22 protein-coding genes are annotated in these 24,785 nt (G+C 31.5%); 12 read left to right on the top strand and 10 right to left on the bottom strand.

Going from position 1 to position 24,785, the window contains the following annotated elements; genetic code table 11:
* Window positions 1-4: 4 nt before the first annotated feature.
* On the bottom strand, window positions 5-1,105 hold the full coding sequence (gene bioB, locus AC2GW8_RS10595) for a biotin synthase BioB (protein WP_440879842.1): 1,101 nt from the start codon (window positions 1,103-1,105) through the stop codon (window positions 5-7).
* Between the two features lie 129 nt (window positions 1,106-1,234).
* Window positions 1,235-2,404 (bottom strand): beta-ketoacyl synthase N-terminal-like domain-containing protein, encoded by a 1,170-nt coding sequence (locus tag AC2GW8_RS10590; RefSeq protein WP_440879841.1) that lies wholly within the window; start codon window positions 2,402-2,404, stop codon window positions 1,235-1,237.
* A gap of 236 nt (window positions 2,405-2,640) precedes the next feature.
* Between AC2GW8_RS10590 and AC2GW8_RS10585 the strand changes: the two genes are divergently transcribed.
* Entirely contained in the window at window positions 2,641-3,072 is a 432-nt protein-coding gene (locus AC2GW8_RS10585) for a cytochrome c oxidase assembly factor Coa1 family protein (RefSeq protein ID WP_440879840.1), read from the top strand.
* On the opposite strand, the gene bioA is transcribed toward AC2GW8_RS10585, so the two are convergent.
* The 3 genes from bioA to bioF all read right to left on the bottom strand — a co-directional run bounded on the left by bioA (window position 3,058) and on the right by bioF (window position 6,325).
* Window positions 3,058-4,323, bottom strand: a complete 1,266-nt coding sequence (gene bioA / locus AC2GW8_RS10580) for an adenosylmethionine--8-amino-7-oxononanoate transaminase (protein WP_440879839.1) — start codon at window positions 4,321-4,323, stop codon at window positions 3,058-3,060. The two genes, AC2GW8_RS10585 and bioA, sit on opposite strands and share 15 nt — an antisense overlap.
* A 39-nt stretch (window positions 4,324-4,362) precedes the next feature.
* Entirely contained in the window at window positions 4,363-4,974 is a 612-nt protein-coding gene (bioD, locus tag AC2GW8_RS10575) for a dethiobiotin synthase (protein ID WP_440879838.1), read from the bottom strand.
* A gap of 196 nt (window positions 4,975-5,170) precedes the next feature.
* Entirely contained in the window at window positions 5,171-6,325 is a 1,155-nt protein-coding gene (gene bioF, locus AC2GW8_RS10570) for an 8-amino-7-oxononanoate synthase (RefSeq protein ID WP_440879837.1), read from the bottom strand.
* Window positions 6,326-6,431: 106 nt separating this feature from the next.
* On the opposite strand from bioF, the gene AC2GW8_RS10565 reads away from it, so the two are divergent.
* Genes AC2GW8_RS10565 through AC2GW8_RS10555 form a run of 3 tightly spaced genes read left to right on the top strand, consistent with a single transcriptional unit; the run spans window position 6,432 to window position 8,504 of the window.
* Window positions 6,432-7,031 carry a MarR family winged helix-turn-helix transcriptional regulator gene (locus AC2GW8_RS10565; protein ID WP_440879836.1) on the top strand — a complete coding sequence of 200 codons (600 nt, stop codon included), beginning with the start codon at window positions 6,432-6,434 and terminating at the stop codon, window positions 7,029-7,031.
* Window positions 7,032-7,039: 8 nt separating this feature from the next.
* On the top strand, window positions 7,040-7,777 hold the full coding sequence (locus AC2GW8_RS10560) for an AAA family ATPase (RefSeq protein WP_440879835.1): 738 nt from the start codon (window positions 7,040-7,042) through the stop codon (window positions 7,775-7,777).
* Entirely contained in the window at window positions 7,752-8,504 is a 753-nt protein-coding gene (locus AC2GW8_RS10555) for a YggS family pyridoxal phosphate-dependent enzyme (RefSeq protein WP_440879834.1), read from the top strand. Before AC2GW8_RS10560 ends, AC2GW8_RS10555 begins: the two co-directional genes overlap by 26 nt.
* 74 nt (window positions 8,505-8,578) lie before the next feature.
* Here AC2GW8_RS10555 and nhaC read toward each other — a convergent pair whose 3' ends face one another.
* Window positions 8,579-10,048, bottom strand: a complete 1,470-nt coding sequence (gene nhaC, locus AC2GW8_RS10550; RefSeq protein WP_440879833.1) for a Na+/H+ antiporter NhaC — start codon at window positions 10,046-10,048, stop codon at window positions 8,579-8,581.
* Window positions 10,049-10,291: 243 nt separating this feature from the next.
* Window positions 10,292-11,503: an aminotransferase class I/II-fold pyridoxal phosphate-dependent enzyme gene (locus tag AC2GW8_RS10545; protein WP_440882209.1), complete on the bottom strand. Its 1,212-nt coding sequence runs from the start codon at window positions 11,501-11,503 to the stop codon at window positions 10,292-10,294.
* A gap of 160 nt (window positions 11,504-11,663) precedes the next feature.
* Between AC2GW8_RS10545 and AC2GW8_RS10540 the strand changes: the two genes are divergently transcribed.
* The gene (locus AC2GW8_RS10540; protein ID WP_440879832.1) at window positions 11,664-12,122 is read left to right on the top strand and encodes an Lrp/AsnC family transcriptional regulator; all 459 of its coding nucleotides are present in this window, start codon (window positions 11,664-11,666) and stop codon (window positions 12,120-12,122) included.
* Window positions 12,123-12,125: 3 nt separating this feature from the next.
* Here AC2GW8_RS10540 and AC2GW8_RS10535 read toward each other — a convergent pair whose 3' ends face one another.
* The gene (locus tag AC2GW8_RS10535; protein WP_440879831.1) at window positions 12,126-12,599 is read right to left on the bottom strand and encodes an aspartyl protease family protein; all 474 of its coding nucleotides are present in this window, start codon (window positions 12,597-12,599) and stop codon (window positions 12,126-12,128) included.
* Between the two features lie 47 nt (window positions 12,600-12,646).
* Here AC2GW8_RS10535 and AC2GW8_RS10530 point away from each other — a divergent pair, with 47 nt between their 5' ends.
* A complete protein-coding gene (locus tag AC2GW8_RS10530; RefSeq protein WP_440879830.1) occupies window positions 12,647-13,411 on the top strand; it encodes a TatD family hydrolase in 765 nt (254 codons plus the stop codon).
* 562 nt (window positions 13,412-13,973) lie between these two features.
* Window positions 13,974-14,894, top strand: a complete 921-nt coding sequence (locus AC2GW8_RS10525) for a TolB-like translocation protein (RefSeq protein WP_440879829.1) — start codon at window positions 13,974-13,976, stop codon at window positions 14,892-14,894.
* Here AC2GW8_RS10525 and AC2GW8_RS10520 read toward each other — a convergent pair.
* Window positions 14,891-15,337, bottom strand: coding sequence for a nucleoside deaminase (locus AC2GW8_RS10520; protein ID WP_440879828.1), 447 nt, complete (start codon window positions 15,335-15,337; stop codon window positions 14,891-14,893). The two genes, AC2GW8_RS10525 and AC2GW8_RS10520, sit on opposite strands and share 4 nt — an antisense overlap.
* 106 nt (window positions 15,338-15,443) lie before the next feature.
* On the opposite strand from AC2GW8_RS10520, the gene AC2GW8_RS10515 reads away from it, so the two are divergent.
* Complete coding sequence (locus tag AC2GW8_RS10515) at window positions 15,444-16,196, top strand: UDP-2,3-diacylglucosamine diphosphatase (protein ID WP_440882208.1); 753 nt, start codon at window positions 15,444-15,446, stop codon at window positions 16,194-16,196.
* Window positions 16,197-17,033: 837 nt separating this feature from the next.
* Complete coding sequence (locus AC2GW8_RS10510; RefSeq protein WP_440879827.1) at window positions 17,034-18,863, top strand: thiol-activated cytolysin family protein; 1,830 nt, start codon at window positions 17,034-17,036, stop codon at window positions 18,861-18,863.
* 473 nt (window positions 18,864-19,336) lie between these two features.
* On the opposite strand, the gene AC2GW8_RS10505 is transcribed toward AC2GW8_RS10510, so the two are convergent.
* Window positions 19,337-22,057, bottom strand: coding sequence for a TonB-dependent receptor (locus tag AC2GW8_RS10505; RefSeq protein WP_440879826.1), 2,721 nt, complete (start codon window positions 22,055-22,057; stop codon window positions 19,337-19,339).
* Window positions 22,058-22,519: 462 nt separating this feature from the next.
* On the opposite strand from AC2GW8_RS10505, the gene AC2GW8_RS10500 reads away from it, so the two are divergent.
* The 3 genes from AC2GW8_RS10500 to AC2GW8_RS10490 all read left to right on the top strand — a co-directional run bounded on the left by AC2GW8_RS10500 (window position 22,520) and on the right by AC2GW8_RS10490 (window position 24,771).
* Entirely contained in the window at window positions 22,520-23,509 is a 990-nt protein-coding gene (locus tag AC2GW8_RS10500) for an AAA family ATPase (RefSeq protein WP_440879825.1), read from the top strand.
* 62 nt (window positions 23,510-23,571) lie between these two features.
* Entirely contained in the window at window positions 23,572-23,901 is a 330-nt protein-coding gene (locus tag AC2GW8_RS10495; RefSeq protein WP_440879824.1) for a hypothetical protein, read from the top strand.
* A 3-nt stretch (window positions 23,902-23,904) separates the two neighbouring features.
* Window positions 23,905-24,771: a DUF58 domain-containing protein gene (locus tag AC2GW8_RS10490; protein WP_440879823.1), complete on the top strand. Its 867-nt coding sequence runs from the start codon at window positions 23,905-23,907 to the stop codon at window positions 24,769-24,771.
* Window positions 24,772-24,785 lie beyond the last annotated feature (14 nt).

Genomic DNA, 24,785 nt, shown 5'->3' with positions numbered 1-24,785 from the left:
TTAATTACTTCTTACGGAATTCTAAAGCCTGTTTCTTTTTTTGCTCATTTCTTTCAATTTTATGACTTGGTCTTGTCCATCTCGGCTTCTCTCCTAGTGCTTTAAATTTAGATTTTTCGGCTTCTATTGTATTACGTTGCTCATGTTTAAAAAAGGCTTTTTGAGGGTTCAATCCAAGCTCTTCAAACATCTTCATATCTTCATTAATGTCAGGGTTTGGTGTTGTCAATAACTTATCTCCGGCAAAAATAGAATTAGCTCCAGCAAAAAAACACATTGCTTGTCCTTCTCTTGACATTTGTGTCCTTCCAGCCGATAAGCGTACCTGAGATTCGGGAAGAACAATTCGTGTTGTAGCCACCATTCGAATCATCTCAAAAATATTTAAAGGAGGCTGATCTTCCATAGGTGTTCCTTCCACAGCAACTAAAGCGTTTATCGGAACTGACTCAGGATGAGGAGAAAACCTTGTTAATGTTTCCAACATTCCTGCTCTATCCTCTAAGCTTTCTCCCATTCCAATAATACCTCCTGAACAAACCGTTACGTTTGTTTTTCTTACATTTTCGATTGTATCAATTCTGTCTTTAAATGCTCTCGTTGAAATCACGTCATCGTAATAATCTTCAGAGGTATCAATATTATGGTTATAGGCATACAATCCTGCTTCTGCCAAACGTTTTGCTTGATTTTCAGTTACCATTCCCAGCGTGCAACACACCTCCATATCAAGTTTATTTATAGTTCTAACCATTTCTAATACTTGATCAAATTCAGGTCCATCTTTAACATTTCTCCATGAGGCCCCCATACAAACCCTTGAAGAACCTCCAGATTTTGCTCTCAATGCTTGGGCCTTTACTTGATTTACTGTCATAAGATCATTTCCTTCAATATCCGTATGATATCGAGCTGCTTGCGGACAATAACCACAGTCTTCTGAACAGCCTCCTGTCTTTATTGATATGAGTGTACTAACCTGCACAGTATTAGGATCATGATGTTTTCTATGCAATGAAGCAGCTTCATATAAAAGCTCCATCAATGGTTTATTATATATCGCTAATATCTCCTCTTTTGTCCAGTCATTTCTTACATCGCTCATAAACTTATGTTTACTTGTTTATTTTTTGATTACTCAAAAGTACTAATAATTAATTTATACTTTTAAATTTTTACTGAATAAGTGTACCCGGAAGACTTATCATTCAACATTTAAATTCTTAAACATTTATTAATTATCTATTGTATTTCTGCTTATTAAAACTGACACTGCATTGCCACCAAAACCAACAGCGTTTATCAATACCTTATTCATACTTTTTGGATCGTCTTGCTTTTCGACAAAAGGAACATGTATTGCCTTTTGATTCTTAATCATTAATACAGCAAGCTCAATACTAAGCAAACCAGAGGTCGCAAAAGTATGTCCTAACTTCCATTTATTCGTAGTTAAAAAAGGAATATTTTGTCCAAATACCGCCCTAATTGCATTCAATTCAGAAAGGTCTCCCTTTACAGTTCCTGGTGCATGCATGACAATAGCATCAATTTCATTTTTATTTGTATTTCCTATTGCCATTTTCATTGATTTTTGAAAACAATCCGCATTTGTCGAAATAGAAATATTATGTTTTAGAACTTCTGTCGCGTATCCCACTCCTTCAATGATTGCTTCTGCAGAAGGTATTACACCTAATTCTAAGCATAAAATTGAAGCCCCTTCACCTAATACCATCGTATTCTGTCTTTTAGTAAGATCAAAAGCTTTACATGGGTAATTTTCTGTATTATTAGCATACACTTTTAATGCTCTCATTTGGGCAATAGTAAACTCCGTTAAAGAGGCTTCACTCCCTCCAACTAAAAACTTATTTGTCATTCCTGACAAAATCCACGCAACACCGTTCAGTAAAGAATGTAAACCAGTAGAACAGGTTATTGAGTGAGATATTTCTGGACCTCTTGTTTGCTGATCATGTGCTATCCATGACGAAATATTTCCAAGGGTGGTTGTTGGTGAACTTATTGTCGAAGATCTACCTGTTTCTAAAAATTCTTTGTGATATTTTTCAAATAATGAAGTCGCTCCTCTTGAAGATCCTATATTTATTCCAAAGTTATCCTGCGGTTGCCAATCTGTATTTTGAACTGCTTTTCGAGCGGCAAATAGTGCATATAAAACAGAATTATCCAAGTTTTTATATCTTACATCTGAACATCTTATTTTTTCGATGAACTGTTTATCTTCTTCTGGAATCTTAGCTATCCATACTTCAAAATTTTCATAGTTTTCTAACTTTAGAAAATGTTCATCATTTTTGTAATTATTCCATACTTTTTCATGACTGCTCCCTAACGCAGATATTGAGCCTATTGAGGTAATCGATATTTTTTTATTCAAACTCAAAAAATTTTGACAAAAATAAAGCTAATTAGCTCCAATTTCCGAATATATACAACTGATTTTATCTTTCAATCTCTTTCTTCCACAAATCAATAAAATCGCAACGTCAAAAATCTTAGCTTTAAATTAATATGACTTTATTCGTTTAGTAGTTGCTTAAGTCGTTCTAAAACTTTTAAATTTGAATCAAAAATCACTTGAAAGCAATTTAACCTAACACTATCTAAATTATTATGTCAGATGAAAATCAGAGAAGTTGGTTTAGCAGAAACTGGCTTTGGTTTATACCAACTAGTGGATGTTTGGGTATTATTTTATTTTTAATTTTCGGAATTGGTTTTGCTTTTTTCGGAGTTTCAAATATGATTAATAATTCTACACCCATTAAAAATGCTATAGAAAAAGCAAATAATAACACTAGGGTGACCTCTATTTTAGGGGCACCTATTAAAAAAAATGGAATGCCTAATGGTAATATTTCATTGTTTAATAGTGATGGAGAAATAAGCTTTGCTATCCCTATAAAAGGTAGTAAGAGCAATGGCATTCTTGTCGTAAATGGCATTAAAACTAACGGAAAATGGGTTTTTGAAGATCTATATGTAAAAATCACAAAAACTCAAGAGAAAATCAACCTAATTGAGGAGGCTCTAAAAAGTATCTAAAGCCTCTTCAATTGTTTCATATATCTTATCTAATTCATCATTATTAATAATAAATGGGGCAAGTACATAAATTGTATTTCCTAAAGGCCTTAAGCAAACTCCTCTATTCATAAAAAAATTAAATAATTGGTAGCGAAGATTTCCATAACGCTCCATTTGAATATTCAAATCTAAAGCAAAAATCACACCTAACTGACGAATTTCTTTGACATTAGGATGACCTTGTATTTTTGCACCAAAAACTTTGTGAGCTTCAATAATTTTTTCAATTCGATCTTGAATCTCTTTACTATTTAAAAGCTCTATACCAGCTAATGCAGCAGAACAAGCTATTGGATTTGCAGAGTATGTATGTCCGTGAAAAAAGCCCTTTGCCAATTCATCACTAAGAAAAGCACTATAAATAAATGACGAACAACTAGTTATAGCCATAGGAACTAAACCTCCTGTTAATGATTTTGACAAACATATTATATCTGGTAGGTTATTTAAATATTCAGAAGCAAAATTTTTACCTGTCTTTCCAAAACCAGTCATTACTTCGTCTGCAATCGTTACTACTCCATAGTCTTTGGCTAATGCCACTAACTCATCTAATAGCTTAGCACTATGCATTTGCATTGCTGCAGCACCTTGAACTAAAGGCTCAAAAATAAAAGCAGCCACTTCAGCTTCTTCTAATAAAGTTTTGAACTGGTTTTTTACCACTTCAAAATTATCCATATTTGGTACTGGAATACGGGATACATTAATTAAGAAATCTTCAAAGGGCCCATTATAAACAGAAAGCCCTGAAACAGACATTGCTCCAAATGTATCTCCATGAAACCCTCCTTCAAAAGCAATTATTTTATTTTTTTTATGACCTCTATTAAAATGAAATTGCAAAGCCATCTTTATGGCAACGTCAACAGAAGTGGATCCGTTATCTGAAAAAAATATTTTCTCCTGATTGTGAGGTAATATTTTGATTAATTCTTCAGATAATTTTACCGCTGGCTCATGGGTAAATCCAGCAAATACTACATGATCAAGCTCCCTCATTTGCCTAGAAACTTTTTTTGTTATATACTCATTACAATGCCCATACATACAAGTATACCAAGAAGCAATACCATCAATATATTTATTTCCTCTCTCATCGTAAAGAAACACTCCTTTTGCTTTAGTTATGGCAATATGATCAGGATGTAACTTATGCTGAGTCAATGGATGCCATAAATGTTTTTTATCTCGTTCGCTTAAAATCATTTTTATCATGCTTTACTCTATAAATAGTGAAATGTATGTCTAAAGCTTTTCCCTGAAAAGATCAGCATACTCTTTGATCACATTTTTATCAAAATAGGGTTCTTCATCAATCCTTCCAATAACCTTGACATCGGTCATTTTCTCAATAATACCCTCTGTTGTTTTATGCTCTTTTCCTGAATAAATTACGGATACGTCGTACCCTTTATCTTTTAGTAAGTTTATAGTTAGAATCGAATGATTTATACTACCTAGATAATGACGAGAAACTACAATAACTTTGTATTCTGGTTCAATTAAATCTAAAATAGTATTTTGATCATTTAATGGAACCAGTAACCCGCCGGCCCCTTCAATTACAATATTATTTTTTGTCTTTGGCTCACAAATGAATTTCAAATCAATGGAAACACCATCTATTTCTGCCGCCGCATGAGGACTCATTGGAGTATGGAGTGCATACGAATTTTCATGAAAAATAGATTTTTTACTTGATACTAAACTTCTAACTTTATCTGTGTCTGAATTAGCTAAATCCCCTGCCTGAATAGGCTTCCAATAATCAGCTTCTAAAGCTTCCACTAAAATTGCTGAAGCAATTGTTTTACCAACCTCAGTGGATATTCCAGTAATAAAGTATTTCTCTTGCATTAAAAATTATCTTTTTAAAATTTTATTAATAAATTTTTTCTTCACGAAAAAGAGAAATATCAATAAAATACACCTAGCTACTCCTATGCAAATGATAGTTTCATATACCTATTCAAAAGAGTTTCTAATTTCCTTGTTTATTCTTGACTCTCTTTTTATATTAATTGTAATCTCTTTGATCTTTTTCATTTTTTCATTACGAAACAAAGGTAGTGAGCTTACCTAAAACTTTGGTTATTTGATCAAAATTATTATAACTATGTAAACAAAATCGTAGGCGTTCTTTTCCTTTAGTGACAGTTGGAGATAGGATTGGCTTAACATCAAACCCATTTTCATATAAGTTCTGAGCTATTTCTTTAGTTTTTTGATTTCCAGAGATTATACAACAATGAATAGCAGACGAGCTCTCTATAAAATTAAGATTTAACTCATACACTTTTTTCTTAAAAAAATCAATATTAGAATGAAGTTGCCCTCTACGCAATTCTCCCAACTTTCCTTGTAAAAACTTATGTGCGCTCCATATCGCGGCTAATGAATGAGGAGCTAAGCCTGTTGTATAAATAAAACTTCTTGAATAATTCACTAAGTAGGTTCTTAAATCGTTACTTCCCAAAATAACTGCCCCATGACAACCTAAGCTTTTTCCGAATGTTAAAATTCTTGCAAAAATTCTATCCTCCAATTTTAGGTTTTGGATAATCCCTAGCTCTTTTTTATCAGACAAACCTATAGCATGGGCCTCGTCAACAACAAAATAAGCCCCATATGACTCACATATCTCAAGCATTTTTTTTAAATCAGGAGTATCTCCATCCATAGAAAAAATAGACTCTGTAACTACATATATTTCCCTTGAGGTAAAAGCTCCTTCTGAAGAAAACTTTTGAAGTATATTTTCGAGTTTGGTACTATTATTATGCTCAAATTTATACGATTGAGCATTAGACAATCTTATTCCATCTCGAATAGATGCATGAATCAATTCATCAAACAATATTATATCATTTCTTTGAGGAACACACGAAAAAAAACCTAGATTTGCATTATACCCTGAGTTAAATATAAGTGCAGATTCAGAATTATGAATAGAACAAAGTACTTTTTCTGTTAAATCGTATAATTGATGATTTCCTGAGAGTAGGCGCGAACCCGTAGCTCCATTTAAGTCCACTTCATTTTTCATTAAAAATTCATATACCTCAAGACGAATCTCTTTTGATTTCGCAAACCCTAGGTAATCATTAGATGAAAAGTCTACTAAATTATTCGTCTCTCCTAGAGTTCTAAGAGAACCTTCTATTTCTCTTAAACTTATTTTTCTCTTTAACTTTTTTGGAAACTCCATAAGGCAAAATTAAAACAAATCAATTCTTACAGAAAAAAATATAGTTCTTTTCCTTGGAAACAATAGTTAGGATTACTAATTTTGTAATCGTAATAACTTTTTTCAAATGTCTTCATTCAATCCTATAACTCAAGGCAAAAAAATAGATAGTAAAATTATTGTTTCACTAGAACGTATTTCTGAGGCATTCCGAGTTCTGTTATGGGATGAAGGTAAAAAAAACTCTTTGAGTCCAATTCAAATACAAATTCTAATATTCCTGTTGTTTCATAAAAAAGAACAATGTAAAGTGAGTTACTTGGCTAAAGAATTTAATATGACAAAAGCTACCATAAGCGACAGTATAAAAACGCTTCATAGAAAAGAACTCATTAAGAAAGAAAATGATTTTAATGATACAAGAAGCTACACGATTTCCTTGAGTAAAAAAGGACTCGTTCTGGCCAAAGAAAGCGCTATTTTTACAACACCTCTAGAAAAAGCTATCGAAAAATTGAACCTCGATAAAAAAGAAATAATTTTAGATGGTTTGTTAGATTTAATTTCCTCTTTGAACAAAGTTGACGTAATAACCGTTCAACGGATGTGCAAAACCTGTAATAACTACAGTTTTAAAAACAGTAGTCATTATTGCAAATTACTAGAATTAGAATTAAATAAAACTGAGTTAAGAGTTGATTGTCCAGAACATGTTTCCAAAGAATAATAAAACTTATGAGCTACGATATAATAACCAATCCAAACTCTATAAAATTAAGTTTAGATGAAATTCATCTGGACAATAACAATAAAGAAAAGCTACAGCAAGTTATAGATGAAGTTAGCTACTTCAATATTTTAAATCAGTACGGACTAAAAATAACTAATAAAATACTTCTTCACGGTGCGAGTGGGTGCGGTAAAACAGCAACTGCTAAAGCGATTGCAAAAAAACTAAATAAAAAAATAATAACGCTTGATTTAAGTGAGTTCATTTCAAGTAGATTAGGAGAGACCTCTAGAAATATAAATAGTTCTTTTAAAAAGGCCGCAAGAGAAAATGCAGTTCTTTTTATAGACGAATTCGATTCGTTAGGAAAACTAAGAGACTACGAAACAAAAGATTCCGGAGAAATGAAACGTGTGGTAAATACCCTTTTACAACTTATTGACCAAATCCCCGATAATGTTTTATTAATTTGCGCAACAAATTTTATTAAAATAATTGACCAAGCTCTATTGCGACGTTTTGAAATCAAACTCTCCTTTAACCTGCCTACTAAAAGTCAACTAGAAACCTTTTATAATGAGATATTAGATAAGTTTCCAAAGAATTTACATGAAATAAAAAGAACTTATCAAATATCATATGCAGAAGCTAAAGATTTGGTAGAAAATCAAGTTAAAAAAAAATTAATAACCCAAGAAAAAGCGAAAGAAACACATTATGAAAACAAATCCATTAATAATTGAAAACATTAATAAAATACAACATAGAATACAAAAAGCTTGCACGGAAGCCAATAGAGAGGTTAACGAAGTAAGGCTTCTTTTAGCCACAAAAACCGTAAGTCCCGAAAATATTAAAATTGCTTTATCAAAAGAAAAACTAATCGGAGAAAATAAAATTCAGGAGATAAAAGAAAAATTTGATAGTCTTAACTCAATTACTCATCAAAAACACTTTATCGGCCATTTACAAAGTAATAAAATCAAAGATATTCTCAAATACAATGTAACATGTATACAATCTGTAGATCGATTAAGTCTTGCTGAAAAGCTACAAAAAAGACTTGTTCATGAAGATAAGCATATAGACATATTAGTTCAAGTAAACACCTCTGATGAAAAGAGTAAATTCGGTATTTCTCCTGAACTAGCCATTAATTTAATAAAAGAAATCGCTTTATTTGATAGAATTCATATTAAAGGACTTATGACTATTGGTGTTTTTAGCTCTAATGATGAAGAAGTAAGAAAGTGTTTTCAAAAGCTCAAACTATTACAACAAAAAATAATCTCAGAAAACATCCGTAATGTTCAAATGCATGAACTTTCAATGGGGATGAGTGGTGATCTTGAAATCGCCATAAAAGAAGGAGCTACAATCATAAGAGTTGGAACAGCTATATTTGGAAAAAGGGCCTACCCAGATAGCTACTACTGGAATGAAAATTCTGATACAAGTTTAAAAATCTAACACTATCACTAACTATCCCACTTGATAAAGTTCTTTTCGTTTAGAAAAGAACTTCTTTATAAAGCTTCTCTTTTTTATTTCTTCTTTGATAGCTGTCGAACCTTGAGTCCGAACGCCGCAAATATTAATGTCATAAATGGACTTAACCAATTAAAGATTGCAAATATTGCATACTCACTAACCCCAACTCCTAAAACACCAGATTGATATGCCCCACAGGTATTCCAAGGAATTAAAACTGATGTTACAGTACCCGAGTCTTCCAAAGTTCTACTAAGGTTTTCAGGAGCTAAGTCTCTATCTTCAAACGCTTTTTTAAACATTTTACCTGGAATTACAATTGCTAAGTATTGATCTGATGCAATCGCGTTTAGCCCTAAACAACTAACTACCGTACTTGCAAATAAACCAAATATGTTTGAAGCTAAGGAAAGTAACGTTTCTGTAATTTTTGAAAGCGCCCCTATTGCATCCATAACGCCTCCAAAAACCATTGCACATATTATCAAACAAATAGTCCACAACATTCCCTTCATCCCTCCTGCACTAAATAATTCCGTTAATTTATCGTTATTAGTTACAATTTGAATATCGGTAAAAATAGCCTTAAAAATTGATTGAATTTTTGAGTCCGATAAGTTAGTTAAGATATCAGATTGGAATACTAAAGCAAAAATTGCTGCTAATACAACTCCCGTACTCAAAGCAAATAATGGTTTGGTCTTTAAAAGAATTAAAACAATTACAGATAATGGGACTACAAAAAGCCAAGGAGTAATATTAAATGAACTATCAATTGAACTAAGTAAATCACTTATATCTGCATTACCCGAAGTTTCAATCGTCCCACTTAAAACGGCAAAAACGATAAGCGCAATTAAAATAGTAGGAACTGTTGTATATGCCATATATCTAATATGTGTAAATAAACTTGTTCCAGCCATTGCAGGAGCTAAATTTGTTGTATCTGACAATGGAGACATTTTATCTCCAAAATAAGCTCCTGAAATTACTGCTCCTGCAATCATTCCAGAAGGAATACCTAATGCATTTCCAATTCCAACTAACGCAATACCAACAGTAGCTGATGTGGTCCACGAACTACCAGTAGCGATAGAAATAATAGCAGCGATAATAACGGATGCTGGTAAAAATATTTCTGGTCTTAATACCTGTAAACCATAATACACCATCGCAGGAATAATACCACTAATCAACCATGTACCTGCTAAAGCTCCCACTAAAAATAGAATCATAATCGGTACGAAGACGCTTTTCCAATTTTCTATAACCTCGTCGAGCATACTTTTAAGAGGTACTTTATTAAACAATCCCATCACGGCTGCAACAGTTCCTCCAATTAGCAAAATAAATTGATTTGAATAATCACCTAACCAAGCACCGTCAGCAAAAAAAATGTTATATGATAAAAGTAACATTAGAAATAAAACAGGTATTAGAGCCTGTTTAAGGCTTAATTGATTGTCGTCGATTATTTTTTGATCTCCAATTTTAATTTCAGTTATTTTTTTCCCCTCTTGCATTTGAAACTAATTTAAGGCTGTAATGTTACTATTTTTAAAAGAATTACACAAATCGAAACTTCATAGCTTGTTTTTTTAGTGAAAAAACAATGACAGAAGCAAGTTTTTATTGCACAAATACAACAATTTCCTCTTCTAAAATTTCTTTACTCTTACTGTTTATCAAAATCATACAACTATAATTACGATCTTTTTTAGAATATAAAAGATCGTAATTATCTAAAAAATATTTACATAACCTGACTAAACAACTTTTTCAAGAACACCTACTTTTATCATACATTCTTTAATCATCCTATAAGTTCTCTGAATATCGTTATCTAAGCCAATTGAAAATCGAATCAACCCGTCACTAAGTCCCATTTCTTCTTGTTCTTCATATGGAATTTCAGACGAGGTTGAAGTCCCTGGAGCAGAAAAAAGAGTCTTATAAAAACCTAAGCTTACTGCTAAATAACCAATATTTACCTCTTGCATCAACTCCATTAATTGATTCGCTTTATCAAGAGATCCTGCATCAATAGTTAGCATTCCTCCAAAACCGTACTCATTATTCATCATTCGCTTGAAAATATCATGAGACGGATGTGATAACAATCCAGGATATACTGTTTTTATACCATCTTGCTCAAATTTCTCCGCCAAAAACAATGCGTTTTTACTGTGTTGTTTAATTCGGATATGTAATGTTCTCATATTTTTTAATATTGAAGCTGATCTCATCGAATCAATAGAAGCCCCCAAAAGCATGCTAGCTCCATCAATTACACTTTTTTGAGCATTTACAAACTCTGCAGTTCCACAGATCACCCCTCCCATTGTATCAGAACTACCGTTGATGAACTTTGTTAAACTATGAATTACGACATCAGCCCCTAACTTGTGAGGAGAAATTGATAGTGGAGAAAATGTATTATCTACAACCAGCTTCAATTTATATTTCTTGGCAAGTTTTGCCAATGCTAGTATATCTGCAACCTCTAGTAGCGGGTTACTGACAGTTTCACAATAAATCATTTTTGTTTTAGGACTGATAGCCTGTTCAACCACATCAAGCTTAGTTATATCAACAAATGAAGTACTAATATTCATTCTAGGAGTAAAGTTTTTTAAAAACGCGTAAGTTCCCCCATAAATAGTTCTGCTTGAAACAATATGATCTCCTGCTCCACATATTTGAAGTATTGTTGGCGTAATAGCTCCCATACCAGAGGCTGTTACATTAGCCATTTCTGTTCCTTCCATGGCTGCCAAAGCTTCTCCTAAATACAAATTTGATGGAGATGAATGCCGGGAATAAAGATAACAACCATCTGTATTTCCCTCAAAAGTATCAAACATGGTTTTAGCACTTAAAAAGGTATATGTTGATGAATCAGAAACAGAAGGATTTACACCTCCATATTCTCCAAAGTATTGTAGATCTTGAATATTATTAGCTGGCTTAAATTCCATTAGAATAAGGTTTATAAATTTAATTACTAAATTCATTTTTAAAAGACTAAAAATCAACATAAATACACAAGAATAGATTATATTTTTATATTTACGCTTTACTACCGAAAATTTAAAATAAAAAAAAGCCTTATTCAACACATAATAGATTATTTTTCAGATGAAATTAGACCAAAAAGACAAAAAGCTTCTTAATCTTTTACAAGAAGACAGTAAGCAAACAACAAAAAGCCTCTCCTTAAAACTAAATCTTTCTGTTACAGCAATATATGAAAGAATAAAAAAACTAGAGAAAGAAAAGATTATTAGGCAGTACACTGCTCTTCTTGATAAAAAAAAGATAGATAAAGCTTTAACGGTTTTTTGTAACATCAAACTTGATAAACATACTAAAGAACATATCACCTTGTTTGAAAATGAAATAAATAAACTTCCTGAAGTTATTGAATGTTTTCACGTAAGTGGTGAATTCGATTATATTTTAAAAATCTATATTAAAGACATGGAATCATATAGAGAATTTATGATCAATAAAATAACAGATCTAAAACATATTGGCAGTACGCATAGTGTTTTCACAATAAGTGATATAAAAAATACAACAACCATTAATTTATAGAAATTAAAAAGGTAGAGCAATAACTTTTTTCTTTTTAACCTTTTTAAGAAATAATTTTTTCTTACTGTAATCAATAATTGCTTTTCCTGCACCAAGAATGTCAGCTCCTATAATCCCCTGAACCTCTGAAACATCTTGCTGCCTTAAGGCTTCATTTACATGAGATAAATCGAAAAGGACCAAGTCGCAGTCCATTGTTTTCCAAGAGCCTATCTTTATATTATTATTGGATGATTTTTGAGTTTCCATTCCTAGAGCACCAGCCCCTGCTGCTTTTACATCCGTCTCCTCAGAAGTAAGATTAAAATGGTTTTTTAAATCAATTCCAATACAAGAACTTGAAGCCCCTGTGTCTAAAATAAAGTTTCCTTTAACTCCATTTACTTTAACTACAACTTCAAGATGATTAGTCTTAATTTGCTTTAATTTAATTTCCGAATACTTCTTTTTCTTTAATATTTTTTTCAAACTCGCCATTTCTTGTACTTTTGTTTCGCAAAGATACAATCCAATTCACAAATTCTATGATTACTGATACACATACGCATTTATACTCCGAACAATTTGATGAAGACAGAGAAAGTGTAATGGAAAGAGCTAAAAAGATAGGTGTTTCACGTTTTTTTATTCCAGCCATTGACAGTTCATATATGGATAGAATGTTAGACCTGGAAAAAAACTATTCAAATAGTATTTTTTTAATGATGGGTTTACATCCAACTTCAGTAAAAGAAAACTACAAAGAAGAACTTAATTTTGTAAAAAAATGGATTGATAAAAGAAACTTTTATGCAATTGGTGAGATAGGTATTGACTTATACTGGGATAAAGATTTTTTAAAACAACAGCAAGATGCTTTTAGAATTCAGATCCAATGGGCGAAAGAAAAAAAATTACCCATTGTTATTCATTGTAGAAATGCTTTTGATGAAGTTTTTGAAATTTTAGAAGAAGAGAAATCTGACAGCTTATATGGAATATTTCATTGTTTTACAGGAACCTTTGAGCAAGCTCAACAGGCAATATCATACAATATGAAGCTAGGTATCGGCGGTGTTGCTACCTTTAAAAACGGAAAGATTGATAAATTTTTGAAACAAATCGATCTTAAAAATATTGTTTTAGAAACTGATGCTCCTTATTTAGCTCCTACCCCATATAGAGGTAAACGTAATGAGAGCAGTTATATTACTAATGTAATAGATAAGTTAGTTGATATTTACGATATAAGCTTTCAAGAAATAACTGAAATCACTACGCAAAATTCAAAAGACGTGTTTGGTGTTTAAGTATTTTTTTAAGCATTTTGAAAAACATTTTTATAAGTAATAATATACTTGGTTCTATTATAACTCAAAACAAAAAAACCACAAGCAACTAAAAAACAATACATTAACTTGTGTTTTTGCATTTTTTTTGTATATTGTCAATGAAATTCTAACTAATTTTTAAATCCCCTTAAAATGAAAACAAAAAAAAGCGTCTAAAATCCCCATTCACTCCAACTTAGAAACTTTCAATAAATTTAAATCATCTATTTGATTTAGGTAAAAACAATGATAACAAGTTTTAGTATCATCAATATTATTTCTTGCTATGATGTAATTAAGTACTCAAATATTAAGAAAATCATCCCTAAAATGGAAAAAACAAACAAATATCTTAGAGACAGTTAACTAATTAACTGTACTTAGCATAACTCCACATGAATTTTTAATGAAATACAATTGAATAAATTTTCAATTGCTACCATCATATTGCATAAATCTATCTCTTATACATGAGTATTCTCATTTGCAAAGAGTATAGAAAGTAACTTAATAAACTAGATTAAACTTTAAATTCTCAAAAATGAAAGTAATTGTATTTATAATCTCATTTTTATTTCTTAATAACTTAACATCTCAAAATATTAGCTACAAAATCAAAAACCTAAGTTTAAATACAAAGGACTCAGAGATAGCACCAACTTTTTATAAAAACAACACTCTCGTTTTTGCTAGACCAATAGCAAACAATTCTAATAAAAGATTAAAATTTTTCAACTTATTTAAAACTGACGAAACTAATTTACTTTATTCCAATTCAACTAAAAAAGTCATTCCTTTTTCTAATGAAATTAACACCTTTTTCCATGAATCAAATGCTGTATTTACAAAGGACTATAATACTATATACTTTACAAAAACAAACGCAAAGAAAAGGAGACCTGGTAAAAAAGACTCAGAAGGCTCTGTTGTTTTGAAAATTTATACAGCAAATTATATAAATGGTAAATGGAAAAATATAAGAGAGCTCCCTTTTAACTCCGATAATTATTCTATAGGACACCCTGCATTAAGTAATGATGATAAAAAATTATTTTTTACCTCGAACATGCCAGGTACCCACGGAGAGTCAGATATATTTGTTGTAGATATTTTAGACAACAATAAGTACAGTACTCCAAAAAACTTAGGAAGACAAATAAATAGTTCAAAAAAAGAAATGTTTCCCTTTATTGATGAAAACAACAACTTGTATTTTTCATCCAATAACAATAACGAAGACTTAGATATTTATTGCTCTAAATTCAAAGATGGCACATACGAAAAACCTCACAAGTTAGACTCTCCTATTAATAGTAATGCGGATGATTTTGGTTTCATCAAAAAAAGAAACCAAAATAAAGGATATTTTTCTTCAAATAGATACGGAGGAAAAGGAGGTGATGATATTTATTATTTCGCACAAAATAATTTTACTTCAAGGCCCAAACCTAATTCTGATTAATTTAAATTCCTTTTTTCGATAAAAAATTTTTTTAACAGAAAACTACATTCTTTCTCCAGAACTCCTTTCTTTACTTTAGTTTTTGGATGAATTTTAGTAGCTAAAACAGAAAAACCTAATTTGGGCTCAGAGGCACCGTAAACAATTTTATCAATCTGAGTCCAATAACTTGCTCCAGCACACATTTGACATGGCTCTAAAGTTACGTAAAGTGTACAATTCTTCAAATACTTACCTCCTAAGTAATCAGCTGCTGCCGTAAATGCTTGCATTTCTGCATGAGCTGTTACATCATTTAAAGCTTCAGTAAGGTTATGGGCTCTAGCAATTATTTGATTGTTAAAAACAATAACTGCTCCAACAGGAACCTCACCTTTATCAAAAGCAACATATGCTTCTTGTAAGGCTTTTCTCATAAAGTATATATCATCAAATGGTTTCATCTAAACTAAGTTACTATGAAATTTTCAACAAAAGTAACCAAAATTAAACTGCATTAACTGAGATCAAATTAGTTATTTTTGTCTAAAATTATACGATTTGATCTCAATTACAATTTCTGAAAATAAAAAAATCTATTTTGCCTCTGATCAGCATTTAGGAGCTCCTAGTAGAGAGATTAGCTTTCCTAGGGAACAAAAATTTGTTAACTGGTTAGATATCGTAAAAGAAGATGCACAAGCTATATTTTTACTTGGAGACTTATTTGATTTCTGGTTTGAATACAAAACTGTTGTCCCTAAAGGTTTTGTAAGGGTTCTAGGTAAACTTGCGGAAATTAGAGACAGCGGCATTCCCATCTATTTTTTTGTTGGTAATCATGATTTATGGATGAATGATTATTTTCAAGAAGAACTTAACATCCCTGTTTTTCATAAACCAAAGGAATTTCTTATCAATGATAAAATATTTTTAATTGGACATGGAGATGGACTGGGGCCAAACGACAAAGGCTACAAACGAATGAAAAAAATATTTACTTTTCCTTTGTTTCAATGGATGTTTAGATGGCTTCATCCTGACTTGGGAGTTCGGCTCGGTCAGTACATGTCTGTAAAAAATAAACTAATTTCTGGAGATGAGGATGCGATGTTTTTAGGAGAAGAAAACGAATGGCTTGCTCAATATTGTAGGAGAAAGTTAAAAACCAAAAAGTATGATTTTTTTATTTTTGGACATCGTCACCTGCCATTAAATATTGATCTCACAGAAGAAAGTAAGTATATAAACTTAGGAGATTGGGTTAAATATTTTACCTATGGAGTTTATGAGAAAAAAAACATAGAATTAAAAGAATTTTAAACTCTTAACTTCACATTCATTATAAAAAACACCTCATAAAAAGTTAGCACTTATAAATTCATAGGGCTCTCTTAAAAAATAATACTATCACTAGAAAAAAGATATAGATCTTTTTGAAACTATAATTATAACTATCATTACAAATGATAATAGAAAAGTTTTAATAGAATCGTTAATGTAAATTTGTAAAGTATTATTCATAACAATACCTAGAGGACTTTAGAAGAAAAGCCTAATAAACTCAAAATATTAATCACTTACAATGTAGCTTTTCATCAAACAGGAGATATAAAAATACCAAAAACATACTGTTATCACTTTTCTGATTACCCTGAATTAAGTTCAGTGAAAACTTATTATCTTATAAAAATTTCAGAAAAAAAAGTACAATTTATTGAAAAAAACTGAAGTAAAACCTTAAAACAGGCAGTAACTCGAAAATGTATACGAACCCTTACTCTTATATTTCTAAAGCCAAAATAGCATGAGCTACTAAAAAACATCAATAAAACGAAACCGAAAAGATTTCAAGAAGTAATCTGATACTTTAAAAAAGAGTTGCGACATTATTTCATCAACTTTATAAATAACCTATCACAAGACTCAACTATTAGAATAACTTCGTTAATAACAATTGAGTATATCAACAAATTGCTATTTAGAACAACATTAATAATGCTAAAGGCAATACCACTTAATACTTTAACAAATGATAATAAAAAGCTAGATTAAGATGATTCAAATACTTATGTAGGCGGTTCAAAGTAATTTTATTTCAAGAGCTATGTAATTATTGAATATTTATAGAGCATAAAAAATATTTAATAGAGAGTAACTATGGATTTTAAAAAGAATTCTTTCTTTAATAAAGAAAGGCACAATAAGAATTTTCTTCTAGAAAAGAAATTTAATATTACTAGTATAAAAAGAAAATTAAAAAACACTAAAACACTAACTTTTATATCATTAGGATCTTTATTTTGGTTATCATCCTGTGACAGCGAAGATCTAGATCAAAAAGAATTGGATAATCGAAGTGATGTACCAATCGCTCAATTTTTAAATGACAATATACCTGATGGAATATCTAATGTTAGGGTTAGGGAGCTACCTATTAAAACTGCTCCTTTCAAAGCTAATGTTGGAACTCCAACCGAAGAAAATTGTGTTGAGCAAGAAGTTTCTTTTAATCAAACAGACTCTGATTTCTTTGTATTAGATGCGAATTCTTCTTTATTATGGCCAGGTAATCTTGTATCTTCAAAATCGATTAAAGACGGAGACCCAAGAGTTATACCCATAACAGGAGTATATAGAAATCCTATACAAGTTCGAGTTAATGCATTAGTAGGAACTAAAGAAAAAACCTATGCTAATATCAACGAACCAACATCAGGTAAAGTTCAAGATAGTCTGAATAATATTTTATATCGCTTGAATAAAAAAGTAAATTTCCCTGCTAGCTTTGAGATTTCTATTCAACAGATTCATGATCAAAAACAATTTCAAATGGCCTTAAAAGCAGGATATTCTGGGGCAAGCGCTGATGTTGCTGGTAGTCTTGGAGTCGACTTTTCTAAAGAGAGAACTAGATTTGCTGTTACCTTAAAGCAACGTTTTTTTACCGTTTCTGTTGAGGGAAAAGAAAATATTATTGGACTTAACGGATGGTTAAAAGATAATGTTGATTCAAAAAGGCTAGATCCATATGTGACTGACTTTAAGCAAGTACCAGAAGATGAGAAAAACCCATCAGGATATGTAGAATCAGTTACTTATGGTCGTATGTATACATTAATTTATGAATCTACTCGTTCTGCAACCGAAGTAGAAGCTGCATTGAATTTTGCATATAAATCTTTAGGTAATTCGGCAGACGCTTCAGCTGAAAGTAAGTATAAGAGTGTTTTTAGTGAATTTAATGTCATAGTAAAACAATTAGGAGGTGACGCAGAAAATGGTATACTTTCTACTATATCAGCAATGGCAAATAATTTAAATGAGGTTGTACAATATTTAAAAGAAGGAGCTAATGCTTCTGCTAGTAATCCAGGATACCCGATTTCTTATAAAGTAAACTACACATATAACAATAGTCCTTTTAAAGTTACTTCAAATTTAAGTTACATTAAAAAAGACTGCGATTTAGTTTACTATAATAATATACGAGTAGATCCTACAATGGTCGCCTATTATGGTTATGATCACGGAACTGATGGAGCTGAACTATTTGGAAGTTTTTATGTAGAGAAATATAACAAAGATACACAATCATGGTATTTGACAGGTAAGAAAATTGATTGGGGGTATGGTATCGAACCCAATATCGGATTAGATCATTATGTGTTTGACAAGAAAAAACATGTGGCACCTGGGAAGTTTATTGATTTTAAAGCAAGAGCGAAAGAAGGTGAGCGTTTTAGAATAGTATCTAGGATAGGAGAATGCGATGCAAGTTGTTATGTTTATCGTGATGGACAAATATCATCTAATGAGTATGAATATAATGCAAAAGAGAAAAAATGGTTTGACATTACGAAACATAATATATACGTATCAGATTATAGTATAGGTGAAAATATTGGCAGCAAAACATGGAACGGAACTAAAACTGAAATCGAAGGGTACCCTTGTTATTTAGATTATAACACATACATTTTACCATAATACATAATGCAAAAATCGCTAACTTATCGTTAGCGATTTTTTTTCTAAATCTAAAATGATAGCATTTTAATTTTAAATTAACCGTCAATAGTAAAAATCCGGTTTTTTAAAAAGAATTAAACTAATCATTTTAGAAGATTTTAAGTTTTTTGCAAAACAAGTTTCACAGTTTCAAAACACCTCACTAAAAAACAGAATTGGAGTAATTGTTTATTAAATAAAAGAAGTATAAGTTTTAGAGAAAAAATTATTAAAAAACAAGATAGAACGAAAAAAAACGATTCGGATTTAAAAGAACAATATTCAATATTTAAAACTAAATAATTAGAACTTTTGAATGCAGAGGGAATAACACTAAAATTAATAAATAAGAGTGCAATAATGCTAAAGAGCTTTAAAAAGAAAAAGAAGGCAATTATATTACCTTCTTTTTGAAAATTATATCAACTAAGAACTACCCTATTAAATTTAGTTTAGAACTTAAACGTTAAACTACCTCTAAACGAAGTTCCGTTAAAACCAAACTGATTGACTTCCCATGGATATTTAAAACGTCCTCCTAAATTAGTTGCTGGATCTCCTTTAGGATCTATCTCGTCAGGAAAAACATCAAATAAATTATTTACTTGTGCTGAAAAAGAAATTGAATCACTAAAATCATATCCTAAAGAAAGATTCGTTACAACCTTTCCTTTGAAGGTTTGATCTTTAGCTGGGTCTGAAGCATGTTGCCAAGTAACCTCTCCAAAATAAGTATTGTTCAAATTCGTTTTAAATTTACCTATTTTATAATCTCCCCCAAATAAAAATTTCATGTTAGGTCTTGCGCTTATAACTCGAGACTGTTCTTTTCTATTGAAAATTTTATTTTTATATCCACCCAAACTAGTCGGAGTCTCTGTATCCCCTTCTAAATTGGTTCTATTAACGTTTAAAGCCAAGTTAAGACCAAGCTTGCCCGAAGCAAAGTCTATGTTTTTATATCGCATGGTATAGTCAAACCCTTGAGTAATTGTGTTAATAGCATTGATAAAAAATTTAATACTTTTAATACTATTATCATCCAATATTTGTTGAACAGCAGCATTAGCAACCCCATTATCATCCTCACCGTTAATTTCTCCAGAGAACAATACCCTATCATCTACTCTAACATTATAGTAATCTAGTGAAATTGTAAAATTAGTTGACGCTTTCACTGTTAAACCCGCTGAAATATTCTTAGAAGTTTCTGCAAACAAAGGCGCAACACCTAATCTTCTAACAACAGGGCTAACATTGTTGAATGTTCCTTGATTTTCTATTCTACCTCCTGTAACAAGAGTTTGTATGTTACTTAAGAATACCTGATGTAATGACGGTGCTCTAAATCCTGTACTATAGGAAGCTCTTAACACTCCTGCTTCTCCTAATTTATATCTAGAATTAACCTTCCAAGAGGTATTTCCTCCAAAATCAGAATAATTCTCATAGCGAACAGCTCCTCCAATCAAAAAACGTTCAGAAATATCCCAATCTAATGTTCCATAAGCTCCAATATTAGTTCTTGTTTCATTTAGAGCATTACTAGGTTGTATTCCTGGAAAAGATTGTGCTCCACCACCTACATAAGATTCCGATTGTCCTTCAGTAACCTTGAAACGTTCTTGACGTGCTTCAACTCCAGCCCCCATGGTAACTTTACCAAAACTTCTATTTACATCTAAGTTTCCAATTATGTTACCAAAAGCATAAGCGCCAGCATCAAATTGGGTAGGGCTATTTGCACCAAGACTTGGATTTATCGTATTACCAATAGTATAATCGACTTGATTCATCCCGTATGTTGTGCTTAAATCAGCATTAAACCCTCCAATTGCAAACTGGCCTCCTGCCGTAAATAAAATATCTTTGATATCCGTTTCAAAAGTAGGCTGAAAACCTTGATAAGCTCCAGTACCATCGTAAAGAACATTATCTTCCGAAGAATTTTGCCCTGGTATTCCTGGAAAATAAGGTGTTCTATACAGGGCAAAACTTTTTCCTTGCCTTATATTAAAACCTCCAAAAGCATAAAGCTTCGTATTTTCATTAAGCGGATACTCAGAATTAAGATAAATATCACCTTTCTTCATTTCTGGTTGCCCAATAATCATTCCTAAATCAGGATTCTCTCTCAACCAATCTGTATTACCATTCAATATATCTGCTCCTGTAGCTATAACACCGTCAGTCGCCAAATAACCATCTGCTGCACCAATTGGTATTGCTCCTGAGTCATATAAAGAACCAAATAAACCATCACCTCCAGGCGAACCAGCTCTATTTGTGTAATCTTGATAACCAACGCCTAAAGAGGCGTTTAAAAAGCGCCCTTCACCAAAAGTAATCGTATGATTTACATCAGCATCAGCATTAAAACCATCTCCTCGTGAGGTTATTCCTGAATTAATGTTAACCTGAGTGTAATCGATATTTTTTTTCAAAATAATATTTACCACCCCTGCTACCGCATCAGATCCATATTGAGCAGAGGCTCCATCTCTTAATATTTCTACTCTCTCAATAGCTGCTGTGGGAATACTTTTCATATCAGTACCAACTTCACCTTTTCCTGGAGTATCATTCACATAAACTAAAGCACTCTGATTTTTTCTTTTGCCATTTACTAGCACCAAGGTTCTACTTGGACCTAACCCCCTCAAATCTGCTGGGTCAAAGTGTGCTGTAGCATCAGAAATTGTTTGGTTTGTTGAATTATAAGACGGCACAGCAAAAGTTAACATTTGATCAATATTAGTTTGACCTGTTGCTTGCAATTCACGTACTCCTACATTGTCAATAGGTACAGCTGAATCTAAAATTGTTCTTGGCTTCGCTCTATTTCCTGTAATCACCACCTCATCTAAAATACCTTTATCTTCCTCCAAAATAACTTTAACACTTGCTTTATCATTCACTGATACCTCTTGTGTTTTGAAACCTACCGAGGAAAATACAAGTATAGTTGGTAATTTAGCTACATTAATGGAAAACTCTCCGTCCATATTTGTTTCTGTCCCATTAAGAGTTCCTTTTATTATTACGTTAACAAAAGGAATGACATTACCTTGTAAATCCTCAACTTTACCAGATATTGTCTGAGCCATGATTGTTGTAGAGTAACAAATTAAAAGCAATATGAGCCATCGCTTTTGATTGATTTGTTTGTTCATTTGTGTATTAATTTAATTATTGATTTTTTTATCCCCCGCGTCAAATAAAGATCTAACAATAAGTTAGATCTACAAAAAATTAGTTGTTATTTTTTACTTTTTCAATTATTTAAACTGAAAATTAAATACGAATTAAATTCAAAAAATAAAACCACAGAATTACATTATTTTAATTAATGTCATTCTATCTATAGGTGAAGTCTAAGTATTACGATGGTTATAGCTATTTTATCATATTCTAACTGAATCCCCCTAACTTTTATGTTAAAATTATATTATAGCCGCTGCTAATTAACAAAAACAAATTAAAAAACACAAATATTAAAATTATGATAAGTACGTTATATATTTATTTTTTATATAAATCATTGATTTTTCAGGTTTAACCATACTTTAACAAATCAAAAATTCTTAATATTGTAGTTTTGTTAAACGTAAAGCTAAGAAAATCTAAAATATTTTATGGACGTAGATGTAAGAGCAATTAATGAAAAGATAGCACAAGAAAGTGCTTTCGTTGACTTGCTAACAAACGAAATGAACAAGGTTATTGTTGGTCAGAAGTATATGATTGAGCGTTTGTTAATTGGTTTATTAGGAAATGGACACATCCTATTAGAAGGTGTTCCTGGATTGGCAAAAACACTGGCTATAAACACGCTTTCAAAAGCTGTTCAAGGAAGTTTCAGTCGTATTCAATTCACCCCTGATTTACTTCCTGCGGATGTTGTAGGAACGATGATTTATAATGTTAAAGAAAACGATTTCGCTATAAAAAAAGGCCCAATCTTTGCTAATTTTGTGTTAGCTGATGAAATTAATAGAGCTCCTGCAAAAGTGCAATCGGCTTTGTTAGAAGCAATGCAAGAAAGACAAATTACAATTGGAGATGAAACTTTCAAACTGGATGAGCCATTTTTAGTTATGGCGACTCAGAATCCAGTTGAACAGGAAGGGACTTACCCTTTGCCGGAAGCCCAAGTAGATCGTTTTATGCTAAAGACGGTAATTGATTATCCAAAAATTGAAGACGAGCAATTAATTATGCGTCAAAATTTAAACGGAAGTTTCGGAAAGGTAAACCCTGTTGTTTCAATAGATCAAATTATAAAAGCTAGAGCATCTGTCAATGAAGTATATATGGATGAAAAAATAGAGAAATATATACTTGACATCATATTTGCAACACGTTATCCAGAAAAATACAACCTAGAAAAACTTCAACCCCTCATAAGTTTTGGTTCTTCTCCACGTGGTAGTATTGCCCTTGCAAAGGCTTCAAAATGTTACGCATTTATAAAAAGAAGAGGATATGTTATTCCAGAAGATGTAAGAGCTGTTGTCTATGATGTATTGAGACACCGAATAGGAATTACTTATGAAGCTGAAGCTGAAAATGTTTCATCAATAGACATTATTACCTCAATAATAAACGAAGTACAAGTCCCTTAAAAACAAACCAAAACAAGCATACTCTACATAAAAACACCCCTTCAACTAAAATACAGTTAGAGATGACATACAAATTAACAACTTACAAAACATTAACAGGAACAAAAACAATATTAGAATTGCAAAAAAGAAAAAAAACTGAAGCTATTGTTTATCAAAATGAAAAACCTTCTTATTATGTGAATTGTTTCGACTTGAAAACAGAATCAAATATCATAATGAACAGTTTGGTACTTGGACAGAAAAGAAGTATTAGCAACGTGATAAAGGAAGTAGCCCACAAAAACAACGTTAACATATCGATAAAAGAGGCGCCTTTGCTGTCAATTGAAAAATCTTTTGAACTTAAAGAAGTTGAACTGCCTCCTTTACCTGAAAATTGGTTAAGCTAGTGCATGGACACAAAAGAATTACTTAAAAAAGTTCGTAAAATTGAAATTAAAACAAAAAAACTATCCAATAATATATTTGGAGGAGAATATCACTCGACCTTTAAAGGTCGAGGGATGACTTTCTCCGAAGTTCGACAATATCAGTATGGAGATGATATTCGTGCTATTGATTGGAACGTTACTGCAAGATATAACGAACCTTTTGTTAAAATTTTTGAAGAAGAACGCGAACTCACAATGATGCTCGTTGTTGATATTTCTGGTTCTGAATTTTTCGGCACTTCTCAACAATTTAAAAAAGACACTATCACTGAAATTGCTGCTACGCTTGCTTTTTCAGCAATTCAAAATAATGATAAAGTAGGTTTAATTCTGTTTTCAGACCAGATTGAACTATTTATCCCTCCCAAAAAAGGTCGTAGCCATGTTCTTCGCATAATCCGAGAACTAATTGAGTTTGAATCGAAAAGTAAAAAAACAAATATTAATCAAGCCCTAAAATTCCTATCAAATGTACTTAAGAAAAAGGCAATTGTTTTTGTTCTTTCAGACTTTATGGACGATAATTATGAGCATACCTTAAAAATTGCAGGTAATAAACATGATTTGACAGGTATCCGTGTTTTTGATAAGCATGATCAAGAGATTCCAAATATTGGAATGGTTTCAATGAGGGATGCCGAAACAGGAGAAGTTATTCTTGTAAATACTAGTTCTTCAACCGTCAGAAAGCAGTATAAAAAACACGCTTTATATCTTAAGGATTATTTCACCTCTTCTTTTAGAAAGTCTGGATCAGGTATTATTCATGCTCGCGTAGATGAAAGCTATGTAAAAAAACTGCTAGGTTACTTTAAACAAAAAAACTAATTTTCAAGCAATTA

Source organism: Tenacibaculum profundi (assembly GCF_057162725.1).
Note: the sequence above shows the minus strand (reverse complement) of the source record. Positions and strands in the feature narration are given on the sequence as shown.

Bases quoted from the DNA above. Each gene is read 5' to 3' on its own strand.
- bioB (WP_440879842.1), bottom strand. From the start codon at position 1,105: ATGAGCGATGTAAGAAATGACTGGACAAAAGAGGAGATATTAGCGATA.
- AC2GW8_RS10585 (WP_440879840.1), top strand. From the start codon at position 2,641: ATGTCAGATGAAAATCAGAGAAGTTGGTTTAGCAGAAACTGGCTTTGG.
- bioA (WP_440879839.1), bottom strand. From the start codon at position 4,323: ATGATTTTAAGCGAACGAGATAAAAAACATTTATGGCATCCATTGACT.
- bioD (WP_440879838.1), bottom strand. From the start codon at position 4,974: ATGCAAGAGAAATACTTTATTACTGGAATATCCACTGAGGTTGGTAAA.
- bioF (WP_440879837.1), bottom strand. From the start codon at position 6,325: ATGGAGTTTCCAAAAAAGTTAAAGAGAAAAATAAGTTTAAGAGAAATA.
- AC2GW8_RS10565 (WP_440879836.1), top strand. From the start codon at position 6,432: ATGTCTTCATTCAATCCTATAACTCAAGGCAAAAAAATAGATAGTAAA.
- AC2GW8_RS10560 (WP_440879835.1), top strand. From the start codon at position 7,040: ATGAGCTACGATATAATAACCAATCCAAACTCTATAAAATTAAGTTTA.
- AC2GW8_RS10555 (WP_440879834.1), top strand. From the start codon at position 7,752: ATGAAAACAAATCCATTAATAATTGAAAACATTAATAAAATACAACAT.
- nhaC (WP_440879833.1), bottom strand. From the start codon at position 10,048: ATGCAAGAGGGGAAAAAAATAACTGAAATTAAAATTGGAGATCAAAAA.
- AC2GW8_RS10545 (WP_440882209.1), bottom strand. From the start codon at position 11,503: ATGGAATTTAAGCCAGCTAATAATATTCAAGATCTACAATACTTTGGA.
- AC2GW8_RS10540 (WP_440879832.1), top strand. From the start codon at position 11,664: ATGAAATTAGACCAAAAAGACAAAAAGCTTCTTAATCTTTTACAAGAA.
- AC2GW8_RS10535 (WP_440879831.1), bottom strand. From the start codon at position 12,599: ATGGCGAGTTTGAAAAAAATATTAAAGAAAAAGAAGTATTCGGAAATT.
- AC2GW8_RS10530 (WP_440879830.1), top strand. From the start codon at position 12,647: ATGATTACTGATACACATACGCATTTATACTCCGAACAATTTGATGAA.
- AC2GW8_RS10525 (WP_440879829.1), top strand. From the start codon at position 13,974: ATGAAAGTAATTGTATTTATAATCTCATTTTTATTTCTTAATAACTTA.
- AC2GW8_RS10520 (WP_440879828.1), bottom strand. From the start codon at position 15,337: ATGAAACCATTTGATGATATATACTTTATGAGAAAAGCCTTACAAGAA.
- AC2GW8_RS10510 (WP_440879827.1), top strand. From the start codon at position 17,034: ATGGATTTTAAAAAGAATTCTTTCTTTAATAAAGAAAGGCACAATAAG.
- AC2GW8_RS10505 (WP_440879826.1), bottom strand. From the start codon at position 22,057: ATGAACAAACAAATCAATCAAAAGCGATGGCTCATATTGCTTTTAATT.
- AC2GW8_RS10500 (WP_440879825.1), top strand. From the start codon at position 22,520: ATGGACGTAGATGTAAGAGCAATTAATGAAAAGATAGCACAAGAAAGT.
- AC2GW8_RS10495 (WP_440879824.1), top strand. From the start codon at position 23,572: ATGACATACAAATTAACAACTTACAAAACATTAACAGGAACAAAAACA.
- AC2GW8_RS10490 (WP_440879823.1), top strand. From the start codon at position 23,905: ATGGACACAAAAGAATTACTTAAAAAAGTTCGTAAAATTGAAATTAAA.